General features: G+C 58.1%; 15 protein-coding genes. 8 read left to right on the forward strand and 7 right to left on the reverse strand.

Translation table 11 applies throughout. From position 1 onward, the window contains the following. The first annotated feature begins 200 nt into the window (after positions 1-200). Positions 201-560, forward strand: coding sequence for a hypothetical protein (locus GQR96_RS10535; protein ID WP_048294633.1), 360 nt, complete (start codon positions 201-203; stop codon positions 558-560). Positions 561-579: 19 nt separating this feature from the next. On the opposite strand, the gene GQR96_RS10540 is transcribed toward GQR96_RS10535, so the two are convergent. After that, positions 580-1,755, reverse strand: coding sequence for an aminotransferase class I/II-fold pyridoxal phosphate-dependent enzyme (locus GQR96_RS10540; protein WP_069734195.1), 1,176 nt, complete (start codon positions 1,753-1,755; stop codon positions 580-582). Positions 1,756-1,975: 220 nt separating this feature from the next. Between GQR96_RS10540 and GQR96_RS10545 the strand changes: the two genes are divergently transcribed. Genes GQR96_RS10545 through GQR96_RS10555 form a run of 3 tightly spaced genes read left to right on the forward strand, consistent with a single transcriptional unit; the run spans position 1,976 to position 4,462 of the window. Continuing rightward, positions 1,976-2,779 carry a MetQ/NlpA family ABC transporter substrate-binding protein gene (locus GQR96_RS10545; protein WP_004203972.1) on the forward strand — a complete coding sequence of 268 codons (804 nt, stop codon included), beginning with the start codon at positions 1,976-1,978 and terminating at the stop codon, positions 2,777-2,779. An 8-nt stretch (positions 2,780-2,787) separates the two neighbouring features. Then, positions 2,788-3,801, forward strand: coding sequence for a methionine ABC transporter ATP-binding protein (locus GQR96_RS10550; RefSeq protein WP_004203973.1), 1,014 nt, complete (start codon positions 2,788-2,790; stop codon positions 3,799-3,801). Then, a complete protein-coding gene (locus GQR96_RS10555) occupies positions 3,794-4,462 on the forward strand; it encodes a methionine ABC transporter permease (protein WP_069135585.1) in 669 nt (222 codons plus the stop codon). Before GQR96_RS10550 ends, GQR96_RS10555 begins: the two co-directional genes overlap by 8 nt. A gap of 28 nt (positions 4,463-4,490) precedes the next feature. Here GQR96_RS10555 and GQR96_RS10560 read toward each other — a convergent pair whose 3' ends face one another. The 3 genes from GQR96_RS10560 to GQR96_RS10570 form a co-directional block, all read right to left on the reverse strand. Further along, positions 4,491-5,690: an amino acid aminotransferase gene (locus GQR96_RS10560; RefSeq protein ID WP_049245562.1), complete on the reverse strand. Its 1,200-nt coding sequence runs from the start codon at positions 5,688-5,690 to the stop codon at positions 4,491-4,493. A gap of 38 nt (positions 5,691-5,728) precedes the next feature. Continuing rightward, on the reverse strand, positions 5,729-6,343 hold the full coding sequence (locus GQR96_RS10565; protein WP_004176405.1) for a YitT family protein: 615 nt from the start codon (positions 6,341-6,343) through the stop codon (positions 5,729-5,731). Positions 6,344-6,594: 251 nt separating this feature from the next. Then, positions 6,595-7,074, reverse strand: a complete 480-nt coding sequence (locus GQR96_RS10570) for an Lrp/AsnC family transcriptional regulator (protein ID WP_002902405.1) — start codon at positions 7,072-7,074, stop codon at positions 6,595-6,597. A 334-nt stretch (positions 7,075-7,408) separates the two neighbouring features. Here GQR96_RS10570 and GQR96_RS10575 point away from each other — a divergent pair, with 334 nt between their 5' ends. Next, positions 7,409-8,788: an amino acid permease gene (locus tag GQR96_RS10575; RefSeq protein ID WP_062913870.1), complete on the forward strand. Its 1,380-nt coding sequence runs from the start codon at positions 7,409-7,411 to the stop codon at positions 8,786-8,788. A gap of 250 nt (positions 8,789-9,038) precedes the next feature. Continuing rightward, positions 9,039-9,788, forward strand: a complete 750-nt coding sequence (locus GQR96_RS10580) for a hypothetical protein (protein WP_069135586.1) — start codon at positions 9,039-9,041, stop codon at positions 9,786-9,788. Between the two features lie 112 nt (positions 9,789-9,900). On the opposite strand, the gene GQR96_RS10585 is transcribed toward GQR96_RS10580, so the two are convergent. The 3 genes from GQR96_RS10585 to GQR96_RS10595 form a co-directional block, all read right to left on the reverse strand. Next, positions 9,901-10,095: a hypothetical protein gene (locus tag GQR96_RS10585; RefSeq protein ID WP_004203980.1), complete on the reverse strand. Its 195-nt coding sequence runs from the start codon at positions 10,093-10,095 to the stop codon at positions 9,901-9,903. 236 nt (positions 10,096-10,331) lie between these two features. Continuing rightward, complete coding sequence (locus GQR96_RS10590; protein ID WP_069135587.1) at positions 10,332-11,450, reverse strand: oxidoreductase; 1,119 nt, start codon at positions 11,448-11,450, stop codon at positions 10,332-10,334. Next, positions 11,413-12,156 (reverse strand): DeoR/GlpR family DNA-binding transcription regulator, encoded by a 744-nt coding sequence (locus GQR96_RS10595; protein ID WP_053810500.1) that lies wholly within the window; start codon positions 12,154-12,156, stop codon positions 11,413-11,415. Before GQR96_RS10595 ends, GQR96_RS10590 begins: the two co-directional genes overlap by 38 nt. A 278-nt stretch (positions 12,157-12,434) precedes the next feature. Between GQR96_RS10595 and zntB the strand changes: the two genes are divergently transcribed. Both zntB and GQR96_RS24780 read left to right on the forward strand, forming a co-directional pair. Then, positions 12,435-13,418: a zinc transporter ZntB gene (gene zntB, locus GQR96_RS10600; RefSeq protein WP_004203984.1), complete on the forward strand. Its 984-nt coding sequence runs from the start codon at positions 12,435-12,437 to the stop codon at positions 13,416-13,418. A gap of 317 nt (positions 13,419-13,735) precedes the next feature. Next, complete coding sequence (locus GQR96_RS24780) at positions 13,736-13,930, forward strand: proline-rich small protein YnaL (protein ID WP_071592553.1); 195 nt, start codon at positions 13,736-13,738, stop codon at positions 13,928-13,930. Positions 13,931-13,934 lie beyond the last annotated feature (4 nt).

The following is a 13,934-nucleotide window of genomic DNA, read 5'->3' on the forward strand; positions in this document are numbered from 1 at the left end:
TACCTCCTCTGCGCCGGCGTCTCGGTGTTTGGCCCGGCGTGACGACCTGCGCAGGGAGGGCCTACAGGTCGTTAAGACAACTCACGAGGAGTACGATTGTAAAATTTTAAGCGGTTTTCACGCACAACGATAGGTAAAAGCGAACATCCAGAATTTTCAGCCGCTTACAATGGAGGAAACACTCTGGGATCGCCTGAATAATGACAATTTACCGATGGGCTTCGGCCTGCCTGTTAAGCATGACCTGCGCCGCTACGGCGGCGGAATTTAAAACCATCGAGGCCGATCTGCTGGCCTCCAACCGGCTGTTCTGTATGACCGGCTATGATCATAAGCCGATCGGCGTGGCGTGGGAGAGCGTCAAATATAGCCGCTATCAGCCGCAGTCGGATGGCGACCGTATTTTCAGCGACACCGTCTCCCGGCGCTTTCTGGAAGAGGAGAATAAGACCGCCTTTTACAATGGCGCCAAATATCGCGTACTGGGTAAACCCGCCAGCGCCTGCTATGACTATTCCGCCGCGCGTATTCAACGCATGGCGGGCTACCTGAAGGTGTAACGGCCCCGCGAGGCGGGCGCTAAAACAGCGCCAGCCGGGCGAGACGGTCCAGCGCGTTGCTCAGCGCGTCGTCCCCAGCCGTCAGACTGATGCGGATAAACCCTTCGCCCCCTTCGCCAAAACCAGTGCCTGGCGCCACCAGAATATGCGCCTCCTGCAGCAGCAGGCGGGCAAACTCTTGTGAACGGTACCCGGGCGGCACGCTCAGCCAGAGGAAGAACGTGCCTTGTGCGGTACGAACCGGCCAGCGCAGCGCGGCCAGTCGACGCAGAACCCACTCCCGGCGCTGATGATACGCCGCCGTCAGCTGCGCAATCCGTTCTGCCGGCAGGCTGAGCGCGGCGATCGCCGCATCCTGAATCGCGCCAAACACCGTGCTGTAGCTGTGGGTGTGCAGCTTTTTAAATGCCCGAATAATCGAGGCGTTGCCGACCGCGAAGCCGAAGCGCCAGCCGGCCATATTAAAGGTCTTGGAGAAGGTGTAGGTTTCCACTCCCCACGCCTTCGCGCCGGGCTGAGAGAAAAGGCTCAGCGGCGCGTCACTGGCCGCGCTGCCGATGGCCGCATAGGCAAAATCGTGCAGGATCGGCACCTGGTGACGGTGGGCAAACTGCAGGGCGCTGGCGAACAGCGCCGGCGTGGCGAGGGCGCCGGTGGGGTTATGCGGATAGTTAAGCACCACCAGCCCGGCCTTGTCAGCCACCTCCCGGGGAAGGTCGTTAAAATCCGGCAGGAAATGGTTCTCAGCCCTGAGCGGCAGGCCATAAAACGTCGCCTGGGACTGCAGCGCCGCTGAGCGATAAATGGGATAGCAGGGATCGGTGGAGATGAGGTATTGCCCGGGACGGAGCAGCGCCCGCGGGATGCCGCCAATACCGATATGCGAGCCCTGAAATACCGCGACTTCGCTGTGCGGATCGAATTCCACATCATACTGGCGACGATAAAAATGGGCGATCGCTTCGCGGACCTGCGGCTTGCCCCAGAATGAGGGGTAGCCATGGTTTTCACGACGATGAATGGCGCTCTGCAGCGCGTCAATCACTTCCGGCGGGGTGGGTTGATCCGGACTGCCGCTGGAGAGGTCGATCAACGGCAGCATGTCGGTGTTGACCTCCGCGGCCAGGTTTTCCAGCAGGCTGAACAGATTCTCTTCCAGGGCGTCCACCAGCGGTGAAGCAGCAAAATCAGGCATAATTTTCCCGGTTTACGTCATCAATAATCTGCCATCTTTAAGGGATTTATGGCGCCTGGCTAAATAACAATATCTGCAAAGGATGATTATTTTTAGGATATGTCGGGATGGCAAAAGGTTATGAGGAATAAGCAAAAGGAAATCCGGCGTTCTGGCTTACAACCCTCTTGCGGCTGTGATTTAATCGCTCAATATCGCCAACCTTCCAGGAAAATACCTTATGAACAAGTCAGTTGCGCTCGGGATGACGCTCGCCCTGTTATCCGCTACCTCTTTTTACGCCACCGCAGATCAAATTATTCGTATCGGCTTCAATCCCGGGCCGTATAAAGAGCAATTTGAAAAAGGGGTCGCCCCCTATTTATTGAGTAAAGGGTATAAAATCGAATATAAAGATTTTAGCGACGGTATTCAGGTCAATGACGCGGTAGCCCGCGGCGATATCGAAGCGAATATTATGCAGCATCCGGTATACCTGAAAGCGATCAATGAGCGGCTGGGGACCGATAACGTGGGCATTGTGCAGGTACCCACACCGCCGATGGGCCTGTATGGCGGCAAACTGACCACCCTGGGCACCCCGGCAGCCGGCACGGTGGTGTCGGTGCCAAACCAGCCGTCGAACGAATATCGCGCGGTGCTGGTGCTGGAAAGTCTGGGCTGGGTGAAGATTAAACCGGACAGCGATCCCGCCACCTTTTCCCAGCGCAATATCGTTGCTAACCCCTATAAAATCGTGCTTAAGGAGATGGACAATGCCCAGCAGGTTCGCGCGCTGCCGGACGTCGACTATGGCCTGATTCAGGGCAATTTCGCCGTCTCCAGCGGCATGGCGCTCACCTCGGCATTAAAGCTGGAGGCCGCCACCAGCCATTTTATTAACGTCGTAACCGTTGCCGGTAAAAATCAGAAGGCGCAGTTTGCCAAAGATATTATCGACGGCTATCACTCTGCCGATTTCAAAAAATATATTCTCAGCCATCCGCAGTATGATGGTTACCTGCTGCCTGATTATTTAAAATGAATAACGCGATGATAGAATTTCGCCATGTCAGTAAAACCTTTTCCAGAAAAGGGCATCCGGTTCTGGCCCTGCAGGATATTAATCTCAGTATCGACCGGGGCGATATTTTCGGCATTATTGGCTACAGCGGCGCAGGAAAAAGCACCTTATTGCGGCTGATTAATCGGCTGGAAACGCCGGGCGAGGGCGAGGTGGTGTTGAATGGTGAGCCGCTACAGGACTGCAGCGGCCAGCGACTGCAGGCGATCAAAAAAGATATCGGCATGATCTTTCAGAATTTTAATCTGCTGAATTCGAAAACGGTATTTCATAACATCGCTATCCCGCTTATTTTGCAGGGCCGCGACAAGGCCTTTATCCAGGCGCGGGTTGCGGAGCTGCTGGCGTTTGTCGACCTGAGCGACAAAATGCACAGCTACCCTAATGAGCTGTCGGGAGGGCAAAAGCAGCGGGTCGGTATCGCCCGGGCGTTGGCCACCAACCCGTCGGTGCTGCTGTGCGATGAAGCCACCTCGGCGCTCGACCCCCACACCACGGTACAGATCTTACTGCTGCTGCAGGAGATTAATCGCCGCTATGGCATCACCATTGTACTGATTACTCATGAAATGTCAGTGATCCAGAAAATCTGTCACAAGGTGGCGGTGATGCAGGCCGGGCGCATTGTTGAGCAGGGGACGGTGTTCGATCTCTTTGCCCAGCCGCAGCATCCGGTCACCGCCAGTTTCGTGCAGTCGGTGGTGCACGATCGCCTGCCGCAGCGGGTGGCGTCGCTCCTGCAGCGCGATAACGGCGCCCGGGCTTTACGCCTCGAATTTATCGGCGCGACGGCCCGGCAGCCGATCATTAACCACCTGATCCGCGAGTATGCTGTCGAGGTGAATATCCTGTTTGCCAGCATGTCCGAAGTTCAGGGCCGGATACTGGGATTTATGATTGTGCAACTCCTCGGCGAGCCTGACGAAACCGAACGCGCTATCACCCATCTGGCCGACGCAGGAGTGAAAATCACCCATGTTTGATCTGATTGATACCGCCATTACCGGCGAGCAGTTTCTGCTGGCGCTGCATGATACCCTGATTATGGTCGCCATCTCACTGGGCTTTGGCGCGCTGATCGGCGTCCCGCTGGGAATTGTGCTGGTGGTTTGTCGTCCCGGCGGCATCGTGGCCAACCCGGTGGTGCATCAGGCGCTGAATCCGCTGATTAACGTGCTGCGCTCGCTGCCGTTTATCATTTTGCTGATTGTGATCCTGCCCTTCACCAGGCTGCTGGTGGGCACGACTATCGGCACCGCGGGGGCCATCGTGCCGCTGATCGTTTTTGTCGCCCCCTATATTGCCCGGCTGGTGGAGAGCTCGCTGCTGGAGGTGGATGAGGGGATCCTTGAGGCCGCAGACGCCATGGGCGCTACCCCTCTGCAGACCGTCTGGCACTTTATGCTGCCGGAGGCGGCGGCGTCGCTGATTCTGGCCCTTACCACCGCGACCATCGGTCTGCTTGGCGCGACCGCCATGGCGGGAACGGTGGGCGGCGGCGGGATCGGCGATCTGGCGATCACCTACGGCTATCAGCGCTTCGACGCCTTTGCCACCCTCACCACCGCCCTGGTGCTGATTGTTATTGTCCAGCTTATCCAGACGCTGGGTACCCGCCTGGCTCGCTGGCTGCGTCGCGAATAACCGCTAATCCGCGCCGGGGTTGCCCCGGCTAGCTTGCGCAGACCGCGGCGAAGGCGCTGGCTACCCGTGCAATATTGCCGTGGTTGAGCCCGGCCACACAGACCCGACCGCTGGCGATCAGATAGATGCCGTGCTCTTCGCGCAGAATGTCTACCTGATCGGCGCTAAAGCCGGTGTAACTGAACATGCCGCGCTGGGTCAGCAGATAGGAAAAATCCTCCGCCGGCAGGGCTGTCTGCAGGGATTTCACCAGCGCGACGCGCATGGCGCTGATGCGGGTGCGCATGGCCTCCACTTCTTCCTGCCACAGGGCATTCAGCTCGGGATCGTTGAGCACCTGCGACACCACCTGGGCGCCAAACCCCGGCGGGCTGGAGTAGTTGCGGCGCACGGTGGCTTTCAACTGGCCCAGCACGCGCCCGGCGGCATCGGCATTGTCACAGACCACAGACAGGCCGCCGACACGCTCGCCGTACAGCGAAAAAATCTTCGAGAACGAGTTGCTGACCAGCGCCGTCAGCCCGGCGCTGGCGATGGCGCGGATGGCATAGGCATCTTCATCCAGCCCACGGCCAAAGCCCTGGTAGGCAATATCGAGGAACGGGATCAGCTCCCGGGCGATCAACACCTCAATCACCCGATCCCACTGCTCGGGGGTGAGATCGGCCCCCGTCGGATTATGGCAGCAAGGATGGAGCAGCACGATGCTGCGCGGCGGGAGCTGCTGGAGGGCGGCAAGCATGGCGGGGAAATTGACCCCGCGAGTGGCGCTGTCGAACCAGGGATAGGTATGCACCTCGAAGCCCGCCCCGGCAAAGATGGCCACATGGTTCTCCCAGGTCGGATCGCTGACCCAGACCGCGGAGTCGGGGAAGTAGCGCTTGAGAAAATCCGCGCCCACCTTCAGCGCGCCGGAGCCGCCCAGCGTCTGGATGGTGGCGATGCGTCCGGCACGCAACGCCGGATGATGTTCGCCAAACAGCAGCGTCTGGACCGCGCGGCGATAGGGCGCCAGTCCCTCCATCGGCAGATAGAGGCTGGCCTTTTGCAACTGGCTCTGCAGCCGGTCAGCGGCCTGGCGGACCGCCTCCAGCTGAGGAATGATGGCCTGCTCGTTATAGTACAGCCCGATGCTGAGGTTAACTTTGTCTGCCCGGGGATCCTGTTGAAAGGCTTCCATCAGCGACAGGATAGGATCGCCCGCGTAGGCGTCGACGTTCTGGAACACAGTGGTTACTCCTGAAATGACCGTTAAAGGTGAAGCCATTACACCGCATAGCGTCCGGGGCGGTGGTTCATGGCGATAATCGAATTCAAAATCACGGCGCCGAGGACAGAGACCAGCAGCATCGGCAGGCTAACCACCCACAGCGAGGCGGTGACGATGCAGGCGTCCACCACCATCTGGAATTTACCGGCGCGGATGCCGCTTTTATCCTGCAGATAGAGGGCCAGAATATTGACGCCGCCGAGGCTCGCTTTATGGCGGAACAGCACCACAAAGCCGATACCGACCATGATGTTGCCGAAGAGGGTGGCGTAATAGGGGTTCAGGCGATCGACATGGATAAAGTAGCCGTGCAGGTCGGAGAACAGCGACACCAGTCCGACCGCGCAGAAGGTTTTCAGCGTGAAGGCGGCGCCCATCCGCCGGACGGAGAGCCAGTAGAAGGGCAGATTAATGGCGAAGAAAACCACGCCGAACGGCAGGTGGGTGGCGTAGTGGATCAGAAAGGCCATGCCTGCCGTCCCGCCGGTCAGGGCACCGGCCTGACGAAACAGGATAATACCAAAGGAGATCATTAGCGTGCCGAACAGCAGCGCCAGGGCATCCTCCAGCCAGGTGTGAGTCAGTTTTTCAGGGGAAAGGACGTTATCCATAAATAAGCACTATCTTTTCGTTAACAAGGATAAGCGCTTGTTTGCAAAAATCGCACCAGAGGAGCGTGCCCGGGCGATCGTTTGCGGAAAAAACAGCCGTGGTAAAGCCTAACCTGTTGTTCTGACAGGAAGAGAAGATTGCACGTGTCGTGCGTTTTATGGTTGCCTAATGCGTGAATTGTGCGAATTTGCCGCTTGTCGCGCATTGTCTGGCCCCGCGTCTGCACCAGCGCAGGGCACTGTGCCCCGGTTCAGCGCAGCGGGGTCGTGCCCGGCATCAGCTGGCCGTTCTCTTTCAGGCGGTTGAGCACAACGGCAGTTTTCAGATGGGCCACCCCTTTGTTTTGCGCCAGAATATGGCTGATCAAATGGCTCAGACCGGGCAGGTCCGGGACCGTTACCCGCAGCAGATAATCGGCGTCGCCGGTGGTTTTCCAGGCGTCCAGAATGGCGTCCACTTCACTGAGCATCTGATGAAAGCTCTCCACGCATTGCGGGGTGTGATTCAGCAGACGCACCTCAATCAGGCCAAGCATCTCCTGCCCGGCGGCATCCGGCGCCAGACGCGCATGGTAGCCGAGGATAAGCTGCGCCTGTTCAAGGGCGATACGGCGGCGCGAACACTGGGAAGCGGACAGTCCGATAAGCTCGCTCAGTTCCTGATTGGTTAAACGGCCATTGGCCTGCAGCAGGGTAAGAATTTTCAGATCATAGTCGTCGATGTTGTACATAGTGGCCACTAGCGGAACGTAAAAGTGGCTAACAGCCTAACAGTTTTTTGCCTGGCGTGAAGCCTGGGCGGACGGCGGCAAAGCGGATGCACCAAAACGGGTCAGGTTCATGCATTAAGTCGCTCTTTTTCTCATGATCTGTGCGTAATCTGGCCATTTTTCGCGTGTGATGCGCCAGGTCAGCGCCGCGATGAGCAGCTACCGGAACTGATGCGAAAACAATAATTCAATATAATTCAATGAATTACTTTTTGTCTGCCGCTGCGCGGCGATCCGCTGGCCTGAAAGTTGCTATCGGCGAAAGTGACTTTTTACAGACAGGGGCAGGTCAGAGATGACAACGCAGCAAGAGCATCAGTTAAAACGCGGGTTAAAAAACCGCCACATCCAGTTGATTGCCCTCGGGGGGGCGGTCGGCACTGGACTGTTTTTAGGTATTGCGCAAACGATCCGTATGGCAGGCCCTTCGGTCCTGCTGGGGTACGCCATCGCCGGGGTTATCGCCTTCTTTATCATGCGTCAGCTAGGCGAAATGGTGGTAGAGGAGCCGGTGGCGGGTTCGTTCAGCCATTTCGCCAACCGCTACTGGGGGCCCTTCGCCGGGTTTATGTCAGGCTGGAATTACTGGGTGTTGTACGTGCTGGTAAGCATGGCGGAGCTGACGGCGGTGGGGATCTATATTCAGTACTGGTGGCCGGAGGTACCCACCTGGCTATCGGCGGCGATCTTCTTCGTGGCGATCAATGCCATCAACCTGACGCACGTCAAAGTGTATGGCGAGCTGGAGTTCTGGTTCTCGATTGTCAAAGTGGCCGCCATCATCAGCATGATCGCCTTTGGCTGCTATCTGTTATTTAGCGGTCACGGCGGCCCGGCGGCGACGGTGGCCAACCTATGGCAGGACGGGGGATTTTTCCCTAACGGCATCACGGGCTTGGTGATGGCTATGGCGGTGATCATGTTCTCCTTCGGCGGGCTTGAGCTGGTGGGGATCACCGCGGCGGAAGCCGATGAGCCGCATAAAACCATTCCCAAAGCCACCAACCAGGTGATCTACCGGATTCTGCTGTTTTACGTGGGGTCGCTGGCGGTCCTGCTGTCACTCTACCCGTGGCGGAACGTCGTGGAAGGGGGAAGCCCTTTTGTGCTGATCTTTCACGCCATTGACAGCAATATTGTGGCCAACGCCCTCAATCTGGTGGTGCTCACCGCCGCGCTGTCGGTCTACAACAGCTGCGTCTACTGCAACAGCCGGATGCTGTTCGGCCTGGCTCAGCAGGGCAACGCCCCGCGTGCGCTGCTGCGAGTGAACCACCGCGGGATCCCATTGACCGCCCTGGCGGTATCCGCCGTCGCCACGGCGCTTTGCGTGGTGATTAACTATGTGATGCCCGGGAAAGCCTTTGCCCTGCTGATGGCCCTGGTGGTGGCCGCCCTGGTCATCAACTGGGCGATGATCTGCATCACTCATCTTAAGTTCCGCCGCGCCATGCAGCGGGCCGGGAAGGTAACGGCTTTCCAGAGTTTCGGCTATCCCCTGACAAACTGGCTGTGTCTGCTGTTTCTCGCCGGGATCCTCGGGGTGATGTATCTGACCCCGGACATCCGCATCTCCGTCTGCCTGATCCCGGTATGGCTGCTGATCCTTGCCGCAGGCTATCTGCTGCGCAGGAAAAGCGCGCCGGAGCCGGTGGCGGCGCTGGAGGAGCGTTAATCTGCGACGCCCTGTCAGGCGGCAGGGCGATATTATTGCGCTGAAAACATATAGCGCCAATATATAGGATGGTTTATATAATTACGATAAATGATAACTAACAATATCACGCTGAATATAAATGAGAATGTGAGGTGACCGCGCGCTTTTTATTGATCTTGTGTACCGCTTTGCTACTATCCAGCCGGCATTAAGTCTTTATTTTATAATGCCTGGAAATGGAATGGTAAAATACATAATGGAGTAGGGTATGAAGCATGTGCACAAGCTGGCCTGGATTGGCCTGTTCGTCAATATTATTATCTGTTTTGTCGCGCGTAATTTATTACTCGATGAAGGACAACTGAATTTCCATAGTCGGGTGGACAGCATGTGGTCCTGGCTGGTTCTTGCCCTGTTTATCGCCGTGGTGGTTCAGGCGCTCAGCATTATGCTGTCTGGCCGCTATCCTTATCTGGCCATTGTGCTGGCCTTTATTGGCGGTATCGTGATGATCCCCATCAGTATGATCTTTCTGGTCGGCAGCCTGTTCAGCTTTCAAACGCGGATTAACGCCGGTTTTACCCCGTGGCGCTCAACAACCGGGGCGATGAGCCGCGACGATAATCACCAGCTATTAACCTTTAATGCATCCGCTTTTTATCCGCAGGGAGCGCTGGCGCTCATCGCCGGGATAATTATCTTAATGATTGGCATGGGTATTGGCGGCGTATTTATTGCCGCCGGTATTCTGGCGTTGTGCAACGGCTATCGTCTGCAGAATCGGGTGGTGATTGGCGTCAGCGGCGAGTCGATGATATTTACGCCGGGTCTCTATGCCGACACCTACATTATTCCTTTGCGCGATGTAGTTCTCGCTGAGCGCGGCAGTCATGATGCGAAAGTCCGGCTGCTCATCCCGTCGACAGGCAGAAGTATCACCTTGCACAAAAAAATGCTCGCCGGCGATAACGTCAGCGACACCTTCGCTGCGATCCTTGCAAAACTGACCACCGTTTAGCGCCGGCAGGAAGAAAAGCCGCCAGCGACAACGAGGGCCCTGGCGGCGGAAGGGGAAACATCAACGGCAGGCGCGTCGGCCTGGCCTTTGGTATACAGCAACAGGCTGCCTGTTAATCCACGTTAGTAAAATAATCGCGCGCGGCGGTCTCGACGCGCTTCGCGTCCAGCCCGGTCTTCTCAGTGATCTGCTCGATAAACGGTTTAAATTTTTCGTCCATCACGTTCCCTCCTTCCCAGTGGGCGACGTAAAATTTGCACTGATAGCGATAAAAATGGAGAGTGGTATCTCCTAACGTGTAGTACATGAGCTTCTCCTGTCCGGTATTGCGGTCACCGCGTCCACAGCGTCAGCAACCTTTTTCTCATCACGATCGATCTGTTCTCTATCCTCCTCCCAATTGGCTGAAATTTCCAGCGGTGCTTTACGCAAAAAGGCAGGATAAAGAAAGGATAATCTGCTGACAGGCAGTGATTATTTCTGGAGTCAGGGCGGTGACCCGGTTACCTGCGGGCCGCGCAGATAACCGGAGTAGCGACAGGCTTAGCGCAGCGCGTTGCGCTCGTCGGCGGTCAGGTCGAGGGTTTGCGCCACGCCGCTTTCCGCGGAACGCACCGCCGCTTCCAGAACGGCCATTACCGCCAGCGCTTCAACCGGCGGCACCGGATTGGCGATCTGGCCCTTCAGCGCGTCGCGGATCTGCATATAGTACTGGCGCTGATCGCCCGACGGGGTAGGCTGAGTTTGGGCCTGCAGCGAGGCGTCATAGATCACCAGCTTGTCATCATCCTGACCCCAGCCGGCGCTCCCCGGTACCACACCCGCCAGCAGCTGGCTCTCCTGCTGGTCGGCCCGCGCTTTGACAACGCTGCCTTTATCGCCATGTACGGTAAAGCGCGAGGAGCCCCCCGCGACCAGCATGCTGCAGTGGAGGATCGCTTTATGCGCCGGGTAGTTTAACACCACGTGCGCCCAGTCGTTGATCTCCGCGCCGTCGCGCAGGGTGGCAATGTTGCCCTGTACCGACTGCGGCAGACCAAACAGCTGCAGCGCCTGATCGATCAGGTGCGGCCCCAGATCGAACCATAAGCCGCTGCCGGGAACGTTCTGCTCGCGCCAGCGGACGCGGACTTCCGGGCGGAAACGGTCGAAATGGGACTCAAAATGTTTCACCGTGCCGATGGTGCCCTGCTCAATAACCTGACGGATCCCGAGATAGTCGCTGTCCCAGCGGCGGTTATGGAAGACGGAGAGCAGGCGCTGTTTCTCCTGCGCCAGGGCGATCAGCTCCCGGGCCTCCTGCATATCAAGGGTAAAGGGTTTGTCCACCACCACATGCTTGCCGGCGTTCAGCGCCAGGCGGGCCAGCGGCGCGTGCGTGGCGTTGGGGGAGGCGATGACCACCAGATCGACATCCGGATGCTGGACCGCCGCTTCCGGGGAGGCGATCACCGTGACGTCCGGCAGGTCGCGTTTGACTTTCTCTTCATCGCGCGAGGCGACGAAGGCCAGGTTCAGGCCCGGCACCGAACGGATAAGCGGCGCGTGGAAGGTCTTACCGACGAAGCCATAGCCAATCAGGGCGATATTTATCGTGTTGTTACTCATCAGGTTCTCCGCGTTGTTAAGCGTCAGCAATATGTACAGAGAGGGCAGGGTCATCCCCCAGCTCAGGCCAGGGACGATCGAGGAAAAGATGGTGAATGTCGCTGAGACCGGCCACCAGCCAGGGTTCGCAATGGTTGACTTTGGTATGGTCCGCCACCAGCCAGTGTTCCGCGCTGGCGGCGAGCATGGCGCGTTTTACGTCGGCATCGGCCTCCTGGCTGGCGCTCAGGCCCAGTTCGGCATGCAACGCGCAGGCGCCGAGAATCGCGATATCGGCGCGGTAGCGCGCCACCAGCGACAGCGTGGCGCTGCCGGCGAACAGCCGCTGCTCACTGTCCCACTGGCCGCCAAGCAGGATGAGCTGGATATCGGCGCGGTCGCTAAACAGCTGGGCGATATCCAGCGAAGCGGTGATCACGGTCATGGGGCCTTTCAGCTGGCTAGCGACGGCCAGCAGTGTGCTGCCGGCGTCGAGAAACAGCGTCGAGCCGGAGGGGATGCGCGCGGCGACCTGCTGGCCGAGACGCTGCTTGGTTCCGGGGAGCAGGGCGTTTCTTCCCTGGCGCGTCATCGCCGGGACGTTAAGCGCGATGGCGCCGCCGTGGCTTTTCTGCAGTACGCCCTGGTTTTCCAGCTCGCTGAGATCCCGGCGTATGGTATCGGCCGACACCTGCAGCGCATCAACCAGTTCGCTGATGCTCAGCTGACCGGTTTCACTCAGCCGGTCGAGGATGTGTTTTTGTCGGGCGAGCTTATGCATGACGAGAGACTCCGCAAGTTGACGCAATAAGCGGCATAATACAGCATAAAGTCGCAAAATAAACCGCAAAAAGTCGCACTGAGGCGCGCAAAACCTGAAGAACTTGATTTCACTACACTTTAACGTTAAATGAGGAAGGTGGGCGCGGCCCGGGGGAAAGCGCTTTTTAATGAAGCGATTAGCCCCTTTCACCGGGCAATAAACAGCGAAAAAGCGCGCTTTCGCGTACCTTATACAGAGTGCGTGCAATGTGACAGGCATGGATTAACGGAGGTTGAGTGGACGCGATTAAAGGCTCGGAGTTGCAGATACCGGACGCGATCTTCGCGTGGGTGCTCGACGGGCAGGGGGGCGTGAAGCCGCTCGCCGATAACGATATTATCGACAAAGAGAAGCCCTGCTGGCTGCATCTCAACTATACCCATAGCGACAGCGCCGACTGGCTGGCTGCCACCCCGCTACTGCCTAATAACGTGCGCGATGCCCTGGCGGGCGAGAGCACCCGACCGCGGGTAACGCGGATCGGCGACGGGGCGTTGATCACCCTGCGCTGCATCAACGGCAGCACCGATGAACGCCCAGACCAGCTGGTGGCGATGCGTCTCTATATGGATGAGCGGCTGATCGTCTCCACTCGTCAGCGCAAAGTGCTGGCGCTCGACGATGTGCTGGGTGACCTGAAGGAGGGCAATGGGCCGACGGACTGCGGCAGCTGGCTGGTGGAAGTCTGCGACGCGCTGACCGATCATGCCAGTGAGTTTATTGAACAACTGCACGACCGAATAATCGACCTCGAAGACGACCTGCTCGATCAGCAGGTGCCGCCGCGCGGTTTCCTTGCCCTGCTGCGTAAACAGCTGATCGTGATGCGCCGGTATATGGCGCCGCAGCGCGATGTTTACGCCCGGCTGGCCAGCGAGCGCCTGCCGTGGATGAGCGACGATCAGCGGCGGCGGATGCAGGATATCGCCGAGCGGCTGGGGCGCGGGCTGGATGAGATCGACAGCTGCATCGCCCGCACGGCGATCATGAGCGATGAGATCGCCCAGATTATGCAGGAGTCGCTGGCGCGGCGGACCTATACGATGTCCTTGATGGCGATGGTGTTTCTGCCCAGCACCTTTTTAACTGGCCTGTTCGGCGTCAACCTCGGCGGGATCCCTGGCAACAGCTGGCATCTGGGGTTTAGCCTCTTCTGCCTGATGTTAGTCGTTGTCATCGGTGGTGTTGCATGGTGGTTACATCGCAGTAAATGGTTGTAAAGAATCGCCTTTTAGCAGCGACGATGCCGGGAAAACCCGGCAATGTTTGAGCGAAATCAATAAACCCTCTACCCATTCAGGGCAATATCTCTCTCGCAGGTGAATGCAACGTCAAGCGATGGGCGTTGCGCTCCATATTGTCTTACTTCCTTTTTTGAATTACTGCATAGCACAATTGATTCGTACGACGCCGACTTTGTTGAGTCGGCTTTTTTTTTGCGCTCTCCTGACCAGCTTCTACGCTTACTAAGACACCCGACGGTCTTCAGGCCGTTTACGCCTGCGGGTACGCCCGTATCACTTTCCGGGAGGCCACTATGCATTACGCTTCAGGGCTGACAGCCCAGTCTATCCCCATCTCGCCCGAGCCGAACGATCCGGTTCCTTTACCCGATCCACGACCGCGTCCGCAGCCGCAGCCCGATCCGCCGCCTGATGAAGAGCCGATTAAATTGTCGCATCAGGCGCGGAGATCTGCGAGGATACGCGCCTGCAGATCGTCTGTCCTTTAATACG

This window comes from Klebsiella sp. PCX, from assembly GCF_021869705.1.
GTDB classification, from domain to species: domain Bacteria; phylum Pseudomonadota; class Gammaproteobacteria; order Enterobacterales; family Enterobacteriaceae; genus Klebsiella; species Klebsiella quasipneumoniae.